Origin of the sequence: Mesorhizobium sp. AR07, from assembly GCF_024746815.1 — a bacterium.
In the GTDB taxonomy this organism is placed as follows: Bacteria; Pseudomonadota; Alphaproteobacteria; order Rhizobiales; family Rhizobiaceae; genus Mesorhizobium.
Genome location: NZ_CP080528.1, coordinates 837,087 through 856,338, shown reverse-complemented (window position 1 = coordinate 856,338; position 19,252 = coordinate 837,087). Strand labels below are relative to the sequence as shown.

General features: G+C 59.7%; 14 protein-coding genes and 2 pseudogenes. 5 read left to right on the top strand and 11 right to left on the bottom strand.

What is annotated here, in order from left to right:
- Positions 1-4: 4 nt before the first annotated feature.
- Positions 5-871, bottom strand: coding sequence for a type III secretion system inner membrane ring lipoprotein SctJ (gene sctJ / locus BPNPMPFG_RS40360; RefSeq protein WP_258598535.1), 867 nt, complete (start codon positions 869-871; stop codon positions 5-7).
- A 9-nt stretch (positions 872-880) separates the two neighbouring features.
- On the bottom strand, positions 881-1,426 hold the full coding sequence (locus BPNPMPFG_RS40355) for a nodulation protein NolB (RefSeq protein WP_319946041.1): 546 nt from the start codon (positions 1,424-1,426) through the stop codon (positions 881-883).
- Positions 1,427-1,560: 134 nt separating this feature from the next.
- On the opposite strand from BPNPMPFG_RS40355, the gene BPNPMPFG_RS40350 reads away from it, so the two are divergent.
- Both BPNPMPFG_RS40350 and BPNPMPFG_RS40345 read left to right on the top strand, forming a co-directional pair.
- Positions 1,561-2,265 carry a secretin N-terminal domain-containing protein gene (locus tag BPNPMPFG_RS40350; protein ID WP_258598534.1) on the top strand — a complete coding sequence of 235 codons (705 nt, stop codon included), beginning with the start codon at positions 1,561-1,563 and terminating at the stop codon, positions 2,263-2,265.
- Between the two features lie 292 nt (positions 2,266-2,557).
- Positions 2,558-4,396 (top strand): HrpF/NolX family T3SS translocon protein, encoded by a 1,839-nt coding sequence (locus BPNPMPFG_RS40345; protein ID WP_258598532.1) that lies wholly within the window; start codon positions 2,558-2,560, stop codon positions 4,394-4,396.
- Positions 4,397-5,255: 859 nt separating this feature from the next.
- On the opposite strand, the gene BPNPMPFG_RS40340 is transcribed toward BPNPMPFG_RS40345, so the two are convergent.
- Genes BPNPMPFG_RS40340 through BPNPMPFG_RS40330 form a run of 3 tightly spaced genes read right to left on the bottom strand, consistent with a single transcriptional unit; the run spans position 5,256 to position 8,010 of the window.
- Positions 5,256-5,819, bottom strand: a complete 564-nt coding sequence (locus tag BPNPMPFG_RS40340) for a CpaD family pilus assembly lipoprotein (RefSeq protein WP_258598530.1) — start codon at positions 5,817-5,819, stop codon at positions 5,256-5,258.
- 10 nt (positions 5,820-5,829) lie between these two features.
- The gene (locus BPNPMPFG_RS40335) at positions 5,830-7,293 is read right to left on the bottom strand and encodes a type II and III secretion system protein family protein (protein WP_413776972.1); all 1,464 of its coding nucleotides are present in this window, start codon (positions 7,291-7,293) and stop codon (positions 5,830-5,832) included.
- A gap of 27 nt (positions 7,294-7,320) precedes the next feature.
- Entirely contained in the window at positions 7,321-8,010 is a 690-nt protein-coding gene (locus BPNPMPFG_RS40330; RefSeq protein ID WP_183455245.1) for a response regulator, read from the bottom strand.
- A gap of 620 nt (positions 8,011-8,630) precedes the next feature.
- On the opposite strand from BPNPMPFG_RS40330, the gene BPNPMPFG_RS40325 reads away from it, so the two are divergent.
- On the top strand, positions 8,631-9,026 hold the full coding sequence (locus BPNPMPFG_RS40325) for an oxygen-independent coproporphyrinogen III oxidase (protein ID WP_413776931.1): 396 nt from the start codon (positions 8,631-8,633) through the stop codon (positions 9,024-9,026).
- Between the two features lie 877 nt (positions 9,027-9,903).
- Here the strand turns inward: BPNPMPFG_RS40325 and BPNPMPFG_RS40320 are convergent.
- Together BPNPMPFG_RS40320 and BPNPMPFG_RS40315 are read right to left on the bottom strand one after the other, a co-directional pair.
- Positions 9,904-11,058 carry a porin gene (locus tag BPNPMPFG_RS40320; RefSeq protein WP_258598529.1) on the bottom strand — a complete coding sequence of 385 codons (1,155 nt, stop codon included), beginning with the start codon at positions 11,056-11,058 and terminating at the stop codon, positions 9,904-9,906.
- A 1,042-nt stretch (positions 11,059-12,100) separates the two neighbouring features.
- Positions 12,101-13,537 (bottom strand): IS701 family transposase, encoded by a 1,437-nt coding sequence (locus BPNPMPFG_RS40315; RefSeq protein WP_258598528.1) that lies wholly within the window; start codon positions 13,535-13,537, stop codon positions 12,101-12,103.
- 355 nt (positions 13,538-13,892) lie between these two features.
- Between BPNPMPFG_RS40315 and hemN the strand changes: the two are divergent.
- Positions 13,893-15,210: pseudogene (gene hemN, locus BPNPMPFG_RS40310) on the top strand (oxygen-independent coproporphyrinogen III oxidase).
- A 578-nt stretch (positions 15,211-15,788) separates the two neighbouring features.
- On the opposite strand, the pseudogene BPNPMPFG_RS43535 reads toward hemN, so the two are convergent.
- Positions 15,789-15,911 (bottom strand): annotated as a pseudogene (locus BPNPMPFG_RS43535) (MFS transporter); the annotation flags it as partial.
- A 5-nt stretch (positions 15,912-15,916) separates the two neighbouring features.
- On the opposite strand from BPNPMPFG_RS43535, the gene BPNPMPFG_RS43530 reads away from it, so the two are divergent.
- Positions 15,917-16,063 (top strand): MFS transporter, encoded by a 147-nt coding sequence (locus tag BPNPMPFG_RS43530; RefSeq protein ID WP_413776930.1) that lies wholly within the window; start codon positions 15,917-15,919, stop codon positions 16,061-16,063.
- A gap of 298 nt (positions 16,064-16,361) precedes the next feature.
- Here BPNPMPFG_RS43530 and bioZ read toward each other — a convergent pair whose 3' ends face one another.
- Genes bioZ through bioD form a run of 3 tightly spaced genes read right to left on the bottom strand, consistent with a single transcriptional unit; the run spans position 16,362 to position 19,242 of the window.
- Positions 16,362-17,345: a 3-oxopimeloyl-[acyl-carrier-protein] synthase BioZ gene (gene bioZ, locus BPNPMPFG_RS40300; RefSeq protein ID WP_258598526.1), complete on the bottom strand. Its 984-nt coding sequence runs from the start codon at positions 17,343-17,345 to the stop codon at positions 16,362-16,364.
- Positions 17,342-18,607, bottom strand: coding sequence for an adenosylmethionine--8-amino-7-oxononanoate transaminase (locus tag BPNPMPFG_RS40295; RefSeq protein WP_258598524.1), 1,266 nt, complete (start codon positions 18,605-18,607; stop codon positions 17,342-17,344). Before BPNPMPFG_RS40295 ends, bioZ begins: the two co-directional genes overlap by 4 nt.
- Positions 18,607-19,242: a dethiobiotin synthase gene (gene bioD, locus BPNPMPFG_RS40290; RefSeq protein ID WP_258598521.1), complete on the bottom strand. Its 636-nt coding sequence runs from the start codon at positions 19,240-19,242 to the stop codon at positions 18,607-18,609. Before bioD ends, BPNPMPFG_RS40295 begins: the two co-directional genes overlap by 1 nt.
- Positions 19,243-19,252: the final 10 nt, after the last annotated feature.

Sequence of the window (19,252 nt, the reverse complement as noted above, 5' to 3'; positions counted from 1 at the left end):
TCACCTATGCCGCACGGCCAATGATTTTTTTTCGAATGGCCTCGACAGCGGAAACACCCGAGGGGCCCCCGATCTTGGATAATTCGCCCGATGATTGTCTGCGCCGATGCCGAAGAACACTTGCTAAGAGATAGCACGCCACAGCGAACACAGCTGCGGCAACACCCATCACGATCGCCAGAAGTGGCGCGGGAAAGGATTTAGACGCTTGGGCCAACGCAGTCGCCGGTACGGAGGGTTGCTCATGTACGGACCGTTCCACTGGCACCAAAACCACTTCGACCTTTTCGTAGGACAAGCCTTCGATGCTGTCGGCGACGAGCATCTTTATTTTCGGCAGCAGAACGGAAAGATTTGCTTTGGCGTCGTGCCGGATAAAGACCGAGGCCGAGGATGGCGTGCCGCCCGCTCGTAACAGGTCGTTATTCGGCAGAACGACATGAACACGTACTGAGAAGACGCCATCAATATCGCTGATCGTGCGCGACAACTCTTCGCTCAGAGCATAAACGTAACGGGCACGCTCCTCGGTCGGCGAGGCAATCAGTCCTGATCCTTCGAATATCTCGCCGATGTTCTTGAAAGACTGGCGCGGCAGCCCCTTGGCATTCAAGAGGTTGATTGAGAAGGCAATGAGCTTTTCGTCGACCTGGATCGTGCTGGTCCCGTCCTTAGCGGCAACCCGGACCGCGTCAACTCCGTTGTCTATCAGAAGCGCCAGCATCTCATTCGCCTCGCGCTCCTGCAATTGCGTGTAGAGATCGACCTTGCAACCACTCAAGGCGAAGAGAAGTGGCAGCACGACAAAATGAAGCGATCGCCGACCAGACGGGCGACTACGCATGATTTCGCCATGGGCTAAGCCAATCATTCGCGCCGTTCATCCTTCTTTTATTAGTTTGTTCACCGATGAGGTGATGCCGCTGACACCTTTGGAAACAAGGGCAACCTGGGTGACGCCGTTGTAGAGATCCCGCAGACCAGCAACCATCGCTTCGAAGTCACCCCCTGCTCGCGGAACGTCCGACGTCCCCGTTGCCCCACCTTCGACCGGAAGCCTCTCAGCCGTACCCGGTAGAGCGCCCTTCGTTAGGGCTACCTGATGGTCGGGCGCGGCAGAAGTAACTGCATTGTCCCCGTGCATCGAAGAAATCGCCTGCAGCACGCGGTGTCCCAGTGGACTTGTCTGCGCAGTCGCGCGTTGAACATCCAAGGGCGGAGGAACAGGCGCCGCCGCAGCGGTATCGTTCTTCATCGAGGCAGCCGCCTGGGCTAGAGCGTGGTCAAACTGGGCCTGCTCGCCGAATGACGGTGAGCCAACCCTGGAGAGACTGTCAGTAACACTGGCAGGGATCGACGTGACAGGCATCATCATACAAGGACTCGATTGCTTCTCTTTAACGTGTGACGAGTCCAGCCGGTTCATCACCCGCTGTTGAGTCAATCCCTTAGGGAGGCGAGCTGACGACAAGCTGACGGGAGCGTCGGTTGGTCATTTAAAGTCACTTTGACGACTTTGGTGACTTGTGACAATTCCATCCTTTGGTTTATCAGGGCGAGATGCCAAGAACGCTCATACGATCCACCATCCTGCACAGCTTGAAAAGACTTCTCTGTGTCGGGTTTTTTCTCTCCGCCAGCATCCAAACAACTGTCGGCGCCCCCCTATCGCTTCCCTCGACACCCTACAGGTATACGGTTCTAGATCAGGATCTCACTGCCGCGTTGCAGGAGTTCGGCAACAACCTGAACATCAGGGTCAATATCAGCGCCGAGGTGAAGGGGCGGATTCGCGGGCGTATGCCGGATTTGCCACCGCGCGAGTTCCTGGACCGCTTGACCAACCTGTACCATCTCCAATGGTACTATGATGGGCTTGTGCTCTATGTGTCCGCTGCAAAAGAAGCGCAAACTCGGATGCTCGTGCTCACTTCGATTCGTTTCGATGCCTTCAACGGCGCCCTCGATAGGCTTGGCATCTCCGATGACCGCTATGTAGTGAGACCCACGCCCGGAAATGGCCTCGTCCTTGTTTCCGGTCCACCGCGCTTCATCGCGCTCGTGGAGCAGACGTTCAACGGCCTTGTGGCCGAGGCGCAGGCGCAGCCTCACGTCGCTGAGACGCCGCCAAGGGAATCGGTACTGATATTGTTTCGGGGTTCCTCCACCACGGTCGTCCGTAACGGACAACCGGAAGTCTCTTATTCTTCTGACGTGCCGCAACCGGATAGCGTTGCAGGGAAGCCTGAGCTGAGCCAGAGATGACATCTAAGGAGACGCCGCAGCTTCTGGAGAAATCATCACGTCGGCCGCTCCTGATTGTGAATTCTTCTGAAATTCGTCAGTTTCTCGAAAGCTAAGCCGCTCATGATGGGAATCGGAAGCCCCATGTCGCTGGCTTTTGGCTGGAATTGACCTTGGGGCTAACAACGAGCGGAGCAATTAAAGGCACTGCTAGGGGCCATTTTGGCGACCGGCCAACGCTCGGAACGTTCGTGAAACATTGGCTTACATGAGGCCTTTGTTGGGATTTCAACGTCACGTCTGAGGATGCACAATGTCGGCCAGCAACCTTTCATCATCCATCACTTCGAATCTCCCACAGCCCGTACAGGCATGGTCGGGCCTGAAGCCTTCTGCCGCGGTATTGCAGACTCAGCAAAGCGCATCGTCCTTCGAGGCAATGCTGTCCACCTACTTGCTCGGAGACATGACCAATCCTGGCGCGCTCCGGGGTCCGCTGGCGCCGGATGTCGAATCGACGTTGGAAGATTTGCGGCAGCACCCATTGGACCTGCTGCCGTCGCATATGAAGGCGGCAATCGAATCGATGGATCAGGCCCCGCAGCCTCCTGCGATCGCCTCCGATTTCATATCGCCGGCTCCCGTGCCAAGCTCGAGAATCACGTGGAACGGCGGCTCGCTAACCAAGGCCGAGTTGCAGATCGTGGCAGTGCTGAACCGACACAAGGACCAATGCCCATTCAGTTGGGAGTCGCTTGGCGATAAAGCCAATGATCCCTCTACGCCGCCGGATCTGAAAGCGGCGATCGAAGGACTGCAGCAGGATCCCGAACTCTTTTACGCGATCGGATCGCAGGGCGATGGTCGCTGTGGAGGCAAGATCACGGCGAAGGATTTGTCTGGATTTTCCCACCATCACTCACAAGTTGCCGAATTTCAGGACCGGCAGGCGCAAAGCTACCAGCAGAACTACATTCCATCCGACAGCGCCGGAAATGCTCAGCCTTCGGTCATGACCTTGAGCGATGCATTGCGCGAGCTTTACCGGTACTCCGACGACCTGCCTAAGGATCTAAGCCTGGCTGATTTCAAGCGGATCGTCGACGGCCAAGCGAAAACCGGCAAATGTCCGCCTCAGGTCATTGCGGCTGCTCAACACTTCCTAAATCACCCGGATGCCTGGAAGCAGCTGTGCGGTGGTTCAGATACGGTCCATAAAGACGAGTTCCTCAAAGCCGCTACATCGTCAATGAGCCTCACGCAAACCGAGCTGAACACGCTCAAGATGATTAACAGCAATCAGCGCGCCTTCTTTGGGAGCGGTGACCTGACTCGTGACAAGCTGGCGAGCATGGCAGACGACAAGAGCCTCGATCCGAAGGTACGCCAAACGGCCTCGCAGTTACTCTCCGATCCGCTTTTGTTCGGTTTGCTGAACAATTCAATTACGGGCTATAAGACCCACAATGAGTTCTTCGACTTCGGCGGCGGGCATACGGTCGATTCCGGTAACATCAGCAAAAAAGACTTCGCGCAATTCTACGGCAACATGTCTGTTGCGAACAGCACCGTTCAGAAAACGAAAACCCATGTGCCTGATGCCGCTGCAGAGCAGGAGGCCGTCGCGGACATGATGATGGGTGCGGCGGACCAGCCCGATATCAAGTCTTCCAAACAGAACGGCGGGGCCTTCATCCACACAGTCGGCGACGTGCTCAAGGTGTACTCGACAGTGGTTGATTGGACTGCGACGGCGGTTGGTCTACTCAGCTTCATTCCGGCCGTGGGCCAAGTGGCCGATCTCGCATCGATGGCGCTTGCGTGCGAGGCGCAAGCGTTAAATGTTGTCCGTACAGCTATTACCGGAGGCAATATGAAGCAGGCGCTGCTAGAAGCTGGCCTCGGTGTCGCAGCGCAGGCGGTCAGTCTTGTCGCCGGCCCCCAGGTCAAACTCGCGATTCGCAACGGGCTCATCAGGAAGGCATTGGAAGAGGCTGCGACGGCCGGCATCAATCTGCCGCTTTCAACGGCGCAAACCTATGCAGAAGAGTATTTGAACAATCTGCAGGCACGCCTGAATGCGGAACCGATCCCCGCCGCAGGTATTCCTAGCCCGATCGGCACGCCGCAATTATCTCAGAACGTGGCCTGATAAACGGATTGCGCTTCCTCGGCGCGATCCCCCATCCTGCCAATCAGCGGCCGCGTAAAGCTTTGCTGCCGCGGCACTATCGATCTGACCGGCGCGCCTGGAAGATCGCCAGATCGCCATCTATTCCAAAGTGTCTAGAGCAGGTCGGCTTGATCCGGCTGACCTGCGCCTTTGAAGTGGTGTCACACCGGGCGGGTGAGAAGGAGAGCTCGACAAAAGAACCCGGCAGAGGGGATTGTGCGCGCCAAAGCAGAGCGATCATCAAGGCCCAATGCGACTTGGGTTTGACGACGCGTTCTCGATTGCGGCAGAAAATTAAGCGTGGCGCCAGCCAGCTCGGTCGCGCCGACGCACGGCGCCATCAAGCTGAGGCGCGCAGCGCCCGCTGAAGAAAGTGATCCTCCGGCGGCCATGGGGCACCGCCGGCCCCGCAACACTCGCCGCCTGGAGCGCGGCGCCGCGCCATCTTGTTCGACACGAACCGGCCAATATTTGGGCGCCTGGCCATTGATCCAAGCGGTGGCACTTCAGGTACGCGAAGCTTAAAACGCCAACAAAGGGTCCGCTCAGTGCGCATGCCATCGTCTTGCCCTCAAAAGGTGCCTTGGAGCGGATCCTCTCAACTCCGTTCACACCATCAGCGTGACAGTAACGGCTGTCTCACCAAGGAAAGTCGCGAGCCTGCAGCGTCCACTCAAGTGCGCCCTAGTGTGGTGAGGGAGCAGCTATTATCCATCTGGATCGTCGCAGGTCAACGACCTCGATGAGGCGATGATCGTGCGCCAAATCCGATGGGTCCGCGCGTTAGGTGCTGGAGCAGCTGCCGGGGTGTACCAGGTAGAGACGAGGCGACTTGACATCAGCCGTCTTTGTCCTTCGCGAAGGTCCTGTATCTGGCTACTGGTACAGCCGCACGATCACCATCGCTTGGTTTGACAGCCTTGTTGTCGAGCAAATCGCGCGGATCGCTGACCATTGCCGCCAGGTTATGGCGTATCGAACAGCCAAGCGTCTGGTCGAAGGACTTGTCATTGAGTAAAGGGCCGGAATACGAAGGACAGACAGGAGGGCGGGCACGATAGACAATCGCCTCTATTCGCACTGCGCCGCCGTTGGTTTGGTCGAGCAAATGGATGTTGTAGGCGCCGATGCCCATCTGCCTGGCCTCATGGACGGCCTCTGCGCTGAGCCCGAACGCCCCGCTGATAAGGAGGTGAAGGGCATCGCGCCGGCCGTGACTTGCCGTTTCAAGGAAAACGCGCAAACGCCGCCGTTCGGAAGCGCGAAGGCTGTGTAACGTTAGTACGGTGGTCTCCTGCCCGATAAGGATCGGTGCCAATGGCTCGACAATCGGCGCGGTGCTTGTGCAGCCACTTACGCTTACCGTCAGAGTGATCACCAGACTTATGATCCGCAACGTCATTCGTAGACCGCTATTCAATGATAAAGCCGAGGCCGCCCTTGGCGCCTGACGCACCAGTGCGGGGACTAGGGCGCTGGTCTCCTGGCGGACTTGCCAACGAATTCGTCAGAGTGGCCCCCTGGTCCAAAGGCGCCCCCATCCGGTCCGTCGGTGCGCTCATCTGGTTGGGGTTCGATCCTGGCCTCACGATGTAAGGCGTCACCAGAATAACCAGTTCCGTCTCTTGCTTTTGAAATGAGGACGAACGAAACAGGGCGCCAAGGACCGGCAACTCGCCCAGCCAAGGAAAAACACTGATATCAGTGTTGACGCTCCGCCTGATGAGGCCACCAATCGCGAAGCTCTGCCCGCTGGCGAGTTCGACGACCGTGTCGGCGCGGCGGGTGGAAATTGCCGGCACGGAGATGCCGTTGATTTGAACAGCCCCTTGAGACGATAGTTCGCTGACTTCCGGCTTTACGCGAATATTGATTTGGTCGTTGTTGAGAACGGTTGGCACGAATTCTAGGCTGACGCCGAAGTGACGGAATTCAACCGAGACTTGCCCCTTTTCCTGCAAGACAGGGATGGGAAATTCGCCACCGGCCAGGAAGCTGGCAGTTTCACCTGACATAGCGGTGAGGTTTGGCTCGGCCAACACGGAAGCGATGTGCTCCTCGGCGAGCGCATCGAGAACCGCGCCGACGTTCACAGCACCATTGTCGAATCCGATTTCTGCTGTACCGCCCCCATTCGCCGCACCAGCGCCAGCACCTTTGCCGCTTAATAAACCCACTTTGAAATTGCCGACTTGACCGAAGGCGGACAGGTTAATGCCGAGTGCCTTCATCGCGCTACGGGAGACCTCCGCTACGCGGACACTGAGGTTAACCTGCAAGGATCCAGCGACCTTGATGTTATTGACGACCTGCGCACCGTCCCCGAGAAATTGCTCAGTAACTCTTTTCGCCGTGTCGACGGTCTCGGCATCGGGCGCTGTACCGCTTAAGATGGCACCGCGCGGCGTATAGCTGACTCGGATCGGATAGTCGCCGACCTGGTCCCTCAACATGGCGCGCAGTTCCCCGATCGGTTGCGTGACGACGATACGAAACTCAGCGAGAGCCTCGCCGTTTTCGTCCAGGGCGAATAGGCTCGTTTGCCCGGATTTCTTTCCAAATACGAAGATGGTTGTACTTGAGGGTGCCTGATAATCGGCGATCGCCGGGTCGGCAACAAAGATAGTCGCGGCTGCCGCGGGCAAATGAACTGTCTTGCCGAGCGAAGAGGAAAGGTTCAGCGTGGCGTTGATGCTGTTGGAAGCGGCGCGGGGTGCCGCTTGAACCTGCTTGTTCTGGGCAGCGGCGGGAAGAGGAGAAAACAAAGTGAGCGCGCAGAGGACATGACTCAAGTAACGCGAAACAATAGGTCTCGGGCCGACGATGAGCGGCGGCCGCGGATCAGTGCCCGCATGACCAGTTGGAATGATTTTCAAGGCAGTCTTTTCTTTCAATTCGACCAACTATGCGGATGTCGCGCTAGTCGGACATTCGAGAATGTAACCAATGCCACGCACGGTCTTGATCCGTGGCGTTGCACCTGACCTATTGAGATGTCCGCGCAAGCGATAGATTCCGACTTCAAGCGCGTTGGCAGATACTTCATCGTTGAACGAATAGAGGTGATCTTCCAAGTGCGCACGCGGCACGATGCGGCCTGCACGGTTGAGCAGATGCTCTAGAATACATAGTTCACGGCGTGCGGCCATCAGCGGATGACCAGCAACGGAAACCTGACGGCCGATCGGATCGAAGTGGAGATTGCCAAATACGATGATCGGGTCGGTCATCTGTGTCGACCGGCGCAGAACAGCTCGCATTCTGGCGATGAGTTCGTCAGTAAACACCGGCTTGACCAGAAAGTCGTCCGCGCCACCATTGAAAACCGCAATTCGCTGCTCAAGATGGTCGATGTTGCTCATCACGACGGCAGGAACTGAATGTCCGTCGCTCCTTAGCTGCCTCAGCCAATCCAGACCATCGCCATCCGGCAGAACCAATTCCAGCAGAAGAATTTCATAGCTCGCGCAACAAAATGCACTCGACGCCTGTTCCAGTGTACCAACGACGTCAACGGCGAAACCGCTATCGCCGAGCGCAACTCGCACGGCGCGCGTAAGATCCGCATGATGGTCAACGAGCAGCGTTCGCATTTCATCTCCTATCAAGGTAGGACAGGTGACCGACCGCTATGGGATGGTGCGACAGCAGAAGTCGCGCAACTCGTCGCAGTATTCGTAACCCTCTCTCCGACGGGTAATCGCAGGAGCGTGCAAGCCGCACTCCTGCAATAGGCGGGGACGGAACATGTGAAGACGAGTTGACGGGCCGAAATGCCGCTTGGTCAACCCAAAATGCCACAACTCCGCCTGCAATTTCTCTGCGCATCGTCCACCTACGTGCGGCCCCTGCATTCGTTAGGCCGAGGTCGCCCTCGAGAACCCCATGATTCCGTGGCTACGAAGGGTTAGCTTTCGAGAAGTGACTTGAACAATCGAATGTTCGGATTGTAGGTATACACATAATGGATGCATTCGCATTTCAGCCAGGCGCGGCGAGTCGCACGCTGCCCTGCCGGTGGCATGATGTGTTCGCACCGAAGGGCGGGCCCGATCAAGCCCGTCTAGGGTGAAACGCCGCGGCCAGAGGCTGATGCTCGTGCCGCGGCCGGGAGCTTGCGCTCGGGTCATCAGAGCGTCGAGAGCGGCGATCACTGACCAGGCTGCCGCCCCATCTGAGCGCGGAGAAACCGGGTGGTTTCAAGGCGACCTCGGTGACCGTTCTGACCAAATATCGAGAGGCCCGCCTGCCTTGGTACACCATCTATTCGACTGTGCCGGAGTTCTCCGCGGCGGTCAGTGCCAGGGCTCATGGTCAATGCCAGGGCTCATGGTCAATGGCTGAGGGACCTGCCGGCTCAGTGTCGCTCTATCTCCACATTCCGTTCTGCCGATCGGTGTGCTGGTATTGCGGCTTCCCTACCACCATCACCCGCCAAGATGCGGCGGTGGTATGTGACGAGACCCGTTTGGCCTCGGAGCAAACACCGCAGCCGCTGCCCGTGAGCGACGTCCATTTCGGCGGCGGAACGCCGACCCTCATCGGGCCAGCGGAGTTCTTGGCTATCCATGTAGTGGTGAGGTCTGCAACAGTTACCGTCCCCTGCTGATAACTGTCATCCTTGCCGCTGCGCCCCCCCTGTGTCTTTGCGCGTTCCGCTTTGGCCGCGGAAACTGTATGTTTCGACGGCCCATCAGGCGGGTGGCCCCGCATGGCCCAGCGGCGGAACGCTCGTGATTGCGGCCTCTTTGTGGTGGCCGGCACGCGGGCGCTGGTTCGGCGATTGCAGAGCAGGCAGCCAGACCTGCTGAACCTCCACAACCTGGTCGTCAATCATTCGCACGAGAGACAATGATAGAACGGCGCCTTCCTCATTACCTTCCCCAAGATGGCTGCTGCTCGTAGACCGCAGCGACCGGGAAAGGCCGGTTGCTTATCATTGCGACTCAAACGGGGGATACAATGACAAGCCTGCAGCAGAGCTCGCAGCAAGGCGGGCGCCGCCTGGCGCTATGGCTGCCGCGGCGACTAAGATCCGTAGCACTGGCATCGTTCACTGGCACGAACAGGACCTCGGCTGTGTCGTTACCGTCTGATTATGGGCGATGCGCTGGAATGCGCGAGCGGCTTCTCTGGCCAACCGATTGTCTCCTACGGCGCGCTGTGCTGCGCAGCGGCGTCCCGAACGGGACGGGCCTCCACGCCGACCGCGTCTTCCGGTTGAGCAGCAAGGGCAAATTCTCGCCTGAGTATCGCGCGCAGCAGGAACTTCTGAATGAATCAGTACAGCACCGGTCGTCAAGATCGTGCTGTAAAGCAACCAGAGCAACACGGGGTTTTAGAATTCCTGGGACTGAGCTGTCGCACTATCGGCTGAGATCCAGCAATTTCGAGCTCCTCATGACCCTGCTAACACTCGCTTTCGCTCACACGGACGCGGCAATAGGTCCGCTCAATAGGACACCGAGATGCAGCTTTTCAGTCCGTTAGAATGAGTATTGGAAACGGACGATGCCGCCGACGCTGTTCTTTTTGTCGGCGTTAGTCCAATTCACGTTGGAAGGGTCGACCATGCCGACGCCGAAATTGCCGTAGTGATAATGGTCGACTTCGACCGTCGCTGTAAAACCTGGCACGACCGTATAGGCGACGTTGGCAGCCAGACCATAGTTCTTGAACTGATCGCCCGATAGTCGCAGGTTCAACGACGTCTTCTCGTTTAGCAAATAGGCGCCGCCGACCCAGAAGGCCCAGTTGCCCCCCCACTGCTTGTAGAAACCACGACCGTGGGCGTCGATGAGGTTTGTGGAGTCATCGTTGAGCTTGCCGTTGGAACCGTAGCCGACCATTCCGAATAGTGAAAGTTCGCTGGTGACATTCACGTCAAGGCGGACCTTGCTGGCCACCGACCCGTAATTGCTATCATAAGCGACAACGCCAGTGATCGCGCCCCAGCCTTGCGTATACCTCATGCCGCCGACGACGTGCGGAACATAGCTGTCGATAGTACCGACTGCGCTCGAGCCTTTCTCGAGTGAAACTAAAGTCGAAAGGCCATTGCTGGCGTCGAAGTAGTACTGAATTACGTTGGTGTCAGCGTCGCCGTAAGGAGCAAGCTTGCCATTGAGAACGTTGCCGGCGTGGCCAATAAAGGTGTCGAAGGCCGACCAGTCCTTACCAACTCGCAGGCCACCAAGCTGAACCCAGGCGAAAGTCAACATGACCTCACTGTTGACGGCATAGTTCTGAGGACTATCCGGACCCGGATAAAAGTTGCGGTTGCCGAAGTTGAAAAGGGTTTCGGAATAGGTCTTAAAAGTGCCGAGTTCGGTCTCCTGGCCCGTCCAGGTTTTTAATGCCAAGCGCGTGTTGTTCCACCATGTTCCCCGATCCTCGCCAGTTCTCACAGCTGAAATTCTTGCGCCGTCATTCGAGCCGAGGTCGCCGGCGCCGATGTCATAACGAACATAGCCGCCAATGCGCAGGCAGGTCTCGGTGCCGGGAATGTAGAAGTAGCCAGCGCCGTAGACGTCGCAGATCTTGACGTGTTCAGCGGGTCCCAGCTCGGCGTCGGCGCCGCGCGCACCGGAAATTGCGGTCAGGGCCGCAGCGGAGCCGACAAGAAGGCTATTGATATTCATTCTTGATCTCCATTCAAAGATTAAAAGGCGGGCGACCAAGAATGAGCCCTTCACCAGTCCCTTGTTCGAAGGAGAATGGCATAGCGCTGCTTCTCCGCCATTATCCGTCACACTGATCTGGGTCGGCGCCCTGCGCTCGACGCTACTCGTCAGCCTAAATCGTCAGTTGGCCCGTGGAATCGCATTTCTGAGCCATGGCCATAGGCATCTCCGCTATTGTCGGCAGACCGTCACAACCGCTTTCGGAGTCGATTGTGCAAGTCACGTGCCACGCTGAAGACGTGAGTTGCGGGCTGACCCTCAAATTGGCCAGTCTCATTCGCGTCGCGTTTCTTGTTTTTGGGCGTCAGGCTGAGCACGAAGGGCAAATGTTTGGAATCTGGTTTGTTTGTTCGATATGCGACAGTTTCGTTCAATGGTGACAGCATTTGTTCGGCTTGGAACCTCGGGAGACATCATTGCGCGGAACCGCTCGATGATCAGACGAGACCCCAACGGACCCTGACACAATCCACGAGCAAGGTCGGGCACGCGATTGTCGAAGGACGGCCGGGCCGATTGGGGCGGAGGGCCGCGCCTAATCAGTATGAAGCCGGCCATGATCGCGTGGAAACCAGTCCGGACAAGGTGATTTCGCAGGTCTGGGAAGACCGACGTGAACCGTTGTAAACCGCCTCTGGATCGCTGGCCGGGATGGCCCGTTCGGTTTTTGCAGCAGCATGCGAATTCTCGGTGCGATTGTTCAGACCGTGTGAGAACGATGTTCGACTTGCGGCAGCACCTGGCGCTTTGCCGATGCATCGATCATCGTGCGCCTCGGGCGCGGTCCTGCTATCGGCATCAGGAAAGCAGGTGCGTGGCAGTTTCGGCATTGCGGCGGCCTCGATAATCCCGTCGCATTCCCGTCCTTGATCAACGCGCGACCACGAGCTCATCGAGATGTCAGACGGTCTTTATAAGCCTCAACCAGCAGCCGGCGAGCAAAGTCTCGTACTTCGTCAGGATTCGGCAATGCCGCGCTCCACCAACGTTTCATCTAGTACTACTGCGTCATAAAGTGCGAACGTGACGCGGACTGTCCATTGGCCTTATGCAGCACGGACATCGTTGCAGACGGTTGGCCAGGGCCACAGTCAGGCGTCGCCTGAGGGTTGGGATCGAGGTCGGGACGTGCCGCTCTGGTCGGATCGGAGGATCCGCGGGGTCGATGACCGTCGGGAAGACCAGGTGTTTGGCGGCCTTGGGCGCGAGTTGGAGTTGAGGGGGGAATCGTCTCCCTCAGAGAGACCAGGAAGCCATAGGCGGCGATACAGAGGCTGGCGTGGTGGTGGAAGCCCCGCCACCCTCGGCCTTCGTAGTGGCCCAGTCCCAACTCCTGCTTGAGTTCCTGATAGTCTCGCTCGATCCGCCAACGCAGCTTGGCGGCATCGACCAACTGGGTGATCGTAGCGTCGGCCGGCAAGGTGGAGAGCCAATACTTGCTCGGCTCGACCTCGCCTTCAGGCCACTCGATCAGGAGCCACTCTTCGGCGTGAGCCTCGGGCCGATTGTAGTCCCTGGATGCCGGCCGCAAGCGCACGGCGGCGAAGCGGGAATTGAGCTCGGTGTTGGTTCCTTCACGCCAGGCGATCGTGCGCCAAGTCTCGGCGTCGAACTCCTCGGCCAGGGCCTTGGCCGAGATCGGCTTGTGATTGTCGGTTCGGCCGACTCGAGACGGCGGCCGGCCTCTTCCGCTCCAGGGCTTGGGCGGCAGCGGGCTCTCGCCTGGGCGCCAGACGCTGAGTGTGGGCTGAACGCCGACAACATAGGTCAGACCGAGCTCGGACAGGCCCGCGCGGAAACCGCCGTCGGCGCCATATCCGGCGTCGGCCAGAACCACGCCGGGCGCGACGCCTTCGGCCATGGCCGTCCTGATCTGCTCGAGCGCGATCTGCGGCTTGGTCCGGAACGTGATCTCCGCCGGAATCTTGGCCTTCTTGCGTTGTTCGGGATCCTCCGCCCAGCTGTGCGGGAGATACAATTCGTAGGCGATCGGAAGCGAGGCTGCGTCATTTGCGATCGATAGGCTAACCGCAATCTGACAGTTGTCCTGCTTGCCCAACTGGCCGCAATACTGGCGCGCTACGCCCACCGAGTGCTTGCCCTTCTTGGGAAAGCCCGTGTCGTCGACGATCCACGCCCGGATCGGTCCACGCTGCTCGATCCGTGGAAGAACCCAGTCGCGAACCCGTGCTAGCAAGGCCGCGTCCGACCACGGCGCCTGTCCCACGAAATGCAACAGAGACTGATGCTTGGCCGCTACCCGCGACGGCGCCGTGACAGCCGCCAACGGTTCCACGCTCTTGCGCTCGATCGGCATCAGGAGTCCCAGGCAATAATCCTTCAGCGGCTCAGCGCGGTCGGCGTGGCCGATCACCCCGATCAAAGCATCGACATAGGCGTCGAATGCGGCTTCACTCTCGGCTGTCCAGTCGGGCATGGCGGGGCGCTTCCCTGATCACGAAGCAGCACCCTAACAAATCCCCGACCAGCGCGAATCCCCCCGCAGCCGCGACTTTCTGACTCAGTAAGACTAGGCGCCCGGCTGAAAATGAGAGCGGAAGTAGAGCCGAACGGTGTGGGCGATGGTCTCGGGGGGAAGCGATAGCGCCGTAGCTAACCCGCTAGGTGTTCATACCATCCCAACGGAGACTCATCGGCGGTGGCATCGCCCCGTGAGCATTAACACTGGCAAAAGGCAAATTGCAGCGAAAAGCGGAACGGACTGACATAGCGCAAAGACACAGGAGAGCGCAGCGGTAAGGATGACCGTTATCAGCATGGGACGGTAACTGTTGCAGACTTCGTTTCTGGCCAAATATCGCGAGGCCCGCCTGCCCTGGTACACCATCTATCCGACTGTGCCGGAGTTCTCCGCGGCGGTCGGTGCAGAGGCTTATGCGGAATGGCTCAGGGACCTACCGGCTGACGATCCGGTGTCACTCTATCTCCACATTCCATTCTGCCGATCGACGTGCTGGTATTGCGGCTTCCCTACTACCATCACCCGCCAAGATGCTCCGATTCTCAAGTATCTGGCGGTGGTGCGTGACGAGATCCGTTTGGTCGCCGCAGCCGCTGCCCGTGAGCGACGTCCATTTCGGCGGCGGAACGCCAACCCTCATCGGGCCAGCGGAGTTCTTGGCCATCATGGAGTGCCTACGCCGCCGCTTCGCGTTCAGGAAGACGACCGCCGTTGCAGTCGAGATCGATCCGCGCACGTTCACGGCCGAGATGGCCGAAGCCTTAGCAGCAGCCGGCGTGAACCGCGCCAGCCTCGGCGTGCAGAGCTTCGATCCCATTGTTCATAAAGCGATCAACCGGGTCCAGAGTGAGGCGCAGACGGCGGCTGCCGTCGAAATGCTGCGCCGGCATGGAGTAAGCCGCATCAACTTCGACCTGATCTTCGGTCTCCCGCATCAGACGGTGCGGTCCTGCGTCGAGACCGCGACGGCGGCGGTCGCCATGCGCCCCAACCGGCTTGCGGTGTTCGGCTACGCGCACATTCCATCCGCTATAAAGAATCAGCGCCTGATCGAGGAGACAGCGCTGCCGGACAGCGCTGCCCGTGCCGAACAGGCTGCAGCCGTGGCCGAGACGCTGGTTGCCGCCGGCTACCGAGAGATCGGGCTCGACCATTTCGCCTTGCCCGACGACGAACTCGCGCTGGCGCAGGAAACCGGGCGCCTGCGGCGCAACTCACTGGGCTACTCGGCTGACACCTGCAAAACCCTGATCGGTTTCGGCGCGTCCGCTATCGGGCGGGTTGGCGAGGGTTACGTCCAGAACGAGGTCACACGGGATTGCTACAGCCGTCATATCGCAGCTGGCCGTCTGGCGACGTCACAGGGCTATCGTCTCACCGACGAAGACCGCGTGCGAGCCGCAATCATCGAGCGGCTGATGTGCGATTTGGAGGCCGATGTGCCGGCAATCTGTGCCGCCCACGAATTTGATCCGATCCGTTTTCCCGATTCCGCCGAACGCTTGGCGATGCTGGTCAAGGACGGGATCGTCGACATCGAAGATGGTATCATCCGCGTGCGGCAGGAACATCGCTTTGTGATTCGCGCTGTTGCTGCCGCCTTCGATGCCTTTCTCGCAAATCGCTGAGCGAAGGCCAAGCGGGAGGCCGAGCGGGGAAAAGGCCCGCAGGTTCGCACTCCAGAGGCAATTGGTCTTCAGCGACACGCACCGAGGTGCGGCTGACAAACCGTCGAGCTCACCCGCATCTCGGCGCGGCCACGACAACAGCCTTGGCGCCCATCTCGGCCACAGAAGGAGGGCGTCTCTAAGCGCAATATGGTGGGTGTCTGTGGATTGACATTCCACACTGCATCTACGGGACTTTTGGCCATAGGTCAGTCTCAGCAAAGCTGAGAGGGCCATGATAACCCTCACCTGGCCAATCGACATTCTCGATTCAAATCTGCGTTGAGATTCGATCTGGAGCGAGGGATGGCCCGGCGATATGAACTGAGCAGCGAGCAATGCCAGCGCCTCGAAAGCCTCCACACTTCAGGCGCGGTAAGGCCGGTATGGGATCGGATATTCGCTGACCTGATCGGGATCCTCAGAATTACCAAGTGATGCTCGACAGCACATTGGTTCGTGCCAACCAGCAGGCAGCGACCGGGAAGAAGGGCCATAACCAGCCTTCGATTACCAAGATCCGAATGTCGGTCGACGGCCAGGGGCGCCAGATCACTCACCGCAGCCAAAGCGAAAGCGGCCAGCGGTCCAAAGAATGCCAGGATTACGCCGCCAAAAGCCGTACCAACGCTGCGCACAATATTGTATCCGACAGACATAAGCGGTGATGGCAACCATTTCAGCGTCCGATTTGATGGTTGCGCTCGTGCAGGCCGCATCCACATTGCCAGTATTCTTCCTCTCAACCCTTGCCCAACTGATGGCAACCGTTTGCACGAGCCACCCGAGGCTGGATATTTGTGTGGCCGTCTAGATCGGGCGAAACACCTGGTTTCGAAATGGAGCGAGCGTCGTTGAAAACGGGCATATGGGGGTTTTTTTCGCACTGCATGACGTTGCCGGGTTCGGTCACCTCCACGCCGGCAGCCATCGCCAGGCAGTCCTCGCACAGTCAGGTAGCCTTGCCGCTCGTCGTGCCCGAAAAAGGTGGTCGGCACGGTGATTGGCTCTCGCGTCAGGGAACCAGAGCCATGGAGCCTGCAGGCGACTATTTTCGCATTGGGCCATCCTAGCTTCATTCATGACAGTCCTGTGCGTGGCCGAGCGTTCCGCTAAGTTCCAACAATGAGGGCCCCGCCGCTGAGACCCGCACCCGCTGCCGCCAGAAGGATCTTCTCGCCCTGCCGGAACGGCTCCGCTTGGTTGGCCAGCGACAGCGACAGTGGGATCGTCGCGGCGGAAGAGTTGCCGTAGTCGACGATCGTCTTGATGATCGCATGATCTGCTATGCCGAGGTTTCTCCCAACGGCATCGAAAATGCGCGCGTTGGCCTGGTGCGGCACGAACCGGTCGATGTCCTGCGGCCGCATTCGGGCAGCAGTGAGCGCGTCCTGCGAGCAGGCAGTCATCATCTCGACCGCCTTGGCGAACACTTCACGGCCGTCGGTGATCGTCATTCGAGTCTGCTCGAGGTCGAGGTCGCCGTGGAACGGCTTGTTGCTTCCTCCGGCAGGAATCTGGATCAGCCCGTAGCGCGAGCCATCGGAATCCACCGAGGCACCGAGAATGCCGCGATCGGGGTCCTCGCAGGGGCCAATCACCAGGGCGCCGGCGGCATCGGCAAACAGCACGGCGCTGGCACGCTCAGCGGGATTGATGCGACGGCTGAGGATGTTGGCGGCGATGACAAGGGCCGATTTGCCATGCAGGCGTGTGAACCCGTCCGCGAACATCAGCGCATAGATGAAGCCGGCGCAAGCACCAGCGAGGTCGACCGCGCCTGCACGGCCGAGCCCCAGCCCGTGTGCGACCAGCGGCGCGCTGGGCGGCAGGAGGTGATCGGGTGTCGAGGTGGCAAGCAACAGCAGCCCGATGTCGCTGCGCTTGATGCCGGCATTCGCCAGCGCCATGTCGCCGGCATACGCGGCAAGGCCAGACAGCGTGTCTTCGTCCGTTGCCCAGAAGCGTGACCGTATCCCGGTCCGCCGCTCGATCCACCCGGGTTCGAGGCCGAGACTGTTCTCGATTTCCGGGTTCTCGACCCTGCGCGCCGGCGCATGATGGCCAAACCCAAGAATGCGCGACGATCTGCTCATGGCCTCGAGCCGAAGCGTTCGCCGGCCTCCTCGATGGCGTCATGGAGTCCGACCAGCTCGTCGCCGGTGATGCAATACGGCGGCAGAAGGTAGAGGACATTGCCGAGCGGACGCACGAGCAGCCCCTTGTCGAGGAAGAATGCGCGCAGCTTCGGCCCGATCTCGGCCAGATAGCCGGCTGAGCCGGTGCGCAGATCGAGCGCTGCGATTGTTCCAGTCGCGCGGCAGTCGGTAAAATATGGATTGTCTCGAAACCGCCGAAGCCCGGCGGCCTGCCTCGCGCTCAAGGCCGCGATCCGCTCAGTCACCGGCTCGTCACGCCAGATCTCGACATTGGCGAGTGCTGCCGCGCAAGCAATCGGATTGGCGGTGTAGGAACTCGAGTGGAAAAACGTCTTCTTCCGGTCCGTCGAATAGTGGGCCTGGAAGATGGCATCGGTCGCAAGCGTGGCGGCCAACGGGATCACGCCGCCCGTCAGCCCCTTCGAGGTGCACAGGATATCCGGAGAGATGGATGCCTGCTCGCAGGCGAACATGGTTCCGGTGCGGCCCCAGCCGGTCATCACCTCGTCGGCGATCAGTAGCGTGCCGGAGGCCTCCGCGATCTTCTTCAATTCGGCCAAAACCCATGCCGGATACATCAGCATGCCGCCCGCGCCGAGCACCAGCGGCTCGACGATCAGCGCGGCGGCGCGCCGGTCGCGGCAGACGGCCTCGAACCGATCCAGCGTTTCCTGTTCGCGCCCGGTGGCCGGGAAGGGGATGGTGTCGACCTCGAACAGCAAGGGCTCGTAGGCAGCGTTGAACACACCGCGGGCGCCGACGCTCATCGTGCCGATCGTGTCGCCATGATAGCTGTGCTCCATGACGACGATGCGCGAGCGCGGGGCGCCGATGTTGCGGAAATAACCGAGCGCCATCTTCAGCGCGACTTCGACTGAGGTCGAGCCGCTGTCGGAATAGAACACCCAGTCGAGGCCCGATGGAGCGAGGCCGACAAGCGCCTTGGCCAGACGTTCGGCTGGCTCGTGCGTGAAGCCCGCAAAGATAATCTGGTCGAGGCTCGACGCGGTTGTCTCGATAGCCTTCATGATGCGGGGGTGGCGGTGCCCGTGGGTGACGACCCACCAGGAGGAAATGGCATCCAGGATACGCGTGCCGTCGGCCTTGTGGAGATAGGCTCCCTCCGTCAGGACGATTTCAGGGGTCGCCGCCTCGAGCGCATGCTGGGTGAAGGGGTGCCACACATGGGACTGCGACATCAGTGATCTCCCGTACACGAGGCGAAGGCGAAGCCGGCAATCATTGCGTCTCGCAGCGTTTTGTTCGTCAGCGGATCGAGATAGGGCAGCCTGCCGAGCTGCGGCACCCCGCCCATTTCCACGATTGTCCGTTGTGTATCGGCCATCTCATCGCCGATGAAGGCGATGCCGGCCAGCGGGATGGAGCGGGCGCGCAGCGCCTCGATCGACAGCAGCGTGTGGTTGATGGTGCCGAGCGTGGTGCGGGCACACAAAATAACTGGCAGCCGCCACTCAGCGAAGATGTCGATGAACCTTGTGCGCCGGTTGAGCGGCACCATCAGCCCGCCCGCGCCCTCGATGACGAGCGGCGTCGGCAGGACGGGAAAAGTAAGATCGGCAGCCTTGATCGCGACGCCGTCGATCTCGGCCGAACGATGCGGCGACAGCGGGCTCTTCAAGCGGTAGGCTTCCGGCAGCACGCGCTCCGAGGGCAAGCCGGCAAGCCGCGCAACCACCTCGCTGTCGGTCTCGCCGTCGAGGCCCGATTGCACCGGCTTCCAGTAGAAACCGTCGAGCAAACCGGCGAGGCCAGCCGCAAACACGGTCTTGCCAATTCCGGTGTCGGTTCCGGTGATGACGATGCGTTGGGTCATACCGCTCTGG

Excerpts from the sequence above, each read along its gene's own strand:
- bioD (WP_258598521.1), bottom strand. The coding sequence starts at position 19,242 with ATGACCCAACGCATCGTCATCACCGGAACCGACACCGGAATTGGCAAG.
- BPNPMPFG_RS40295 (WP_258598524.1), bottom strand. The coding sequence starts at position 18,607 with ATGTCGCAGTCCCATGTGTGGCACCCCTTCACCCAGCATGCGCTCGAG.
- BPNPMPFG_RS40315 (WP_258598528.1), bottom strand. The coding sequence starts at position 13,537 with ATGCCCGACTGGACAGCCGAGAGTGAAGCCGCATTCGACGCCTATGTC.
- BPNPMPFG_RS40355 (WP_319946041.1), bottom strand. The coding sequence starts at position 1,426 with ATGAACCGGCTGGACTCGTCACACGTTAAAGAGAAGCAATCGAGTCCT.
- BPNPMPFG_RS40350 (WP_258598534.1), top strand. The coding sequence starts at position 1,561 with ATGCCAAGAACGCTCATACGATCCACCATCCTGCACAGCTTGAAAAGA.
- BPNPMPFG_RS40345 (WP_258598532.1), top strand. The coding sequence starts at position 2,558 with ATGTCGGCCAGCAACCTTTCATCATCCATCACTTCGAATCTCCCACAG.
- BPNPMPFG_RS40330 (WP_183455245.1), bottom strand. The coding sequence starts at position 8,010 with ATGCGAACGCTGCTCGTTGACCATCATGCGGATCTTACGCGCGCCGTG.
- BPNPMPFG_RS43530 (WP_413776930.1), top strand. The coding sequence starts at position 15,917 with ATGGCAACCATTTCAGCGTCCGATTTGATGGTTGCGCTCGTGCAGGCC.
- BPNPMPFG_RS40340 (WP_258598530.1), bottom strand. The coding sequence starts at position 5,819 with ATGACGTTGCGGATCATAAGTCTGGTGATCACTCTGACGGTAAGCGTA.
- sctJ (WP_258598535.1), bottom strand. The coding sequence starts at position 871 with ATGATTGGCTTAGCCCATGGCGAAATCATGCGTAGTCGCCCGTCTGGT.
- BPNPMPFG_RS40320 (WP_258598529.1), bottom strand. The coding sequence starts at position 11,058 with ATGAATATCAATAGCCTTCTTGTCGGCTCCGCTGCGGCCCTGACCGCA.
- bioZ (WP_258598526.1), bottom strand. The coding sequence starts at position 17,345 with ATGAGCAGATCGTCGCGCATTCTTGGGTTTGGCCATCATGCGCCGGCG.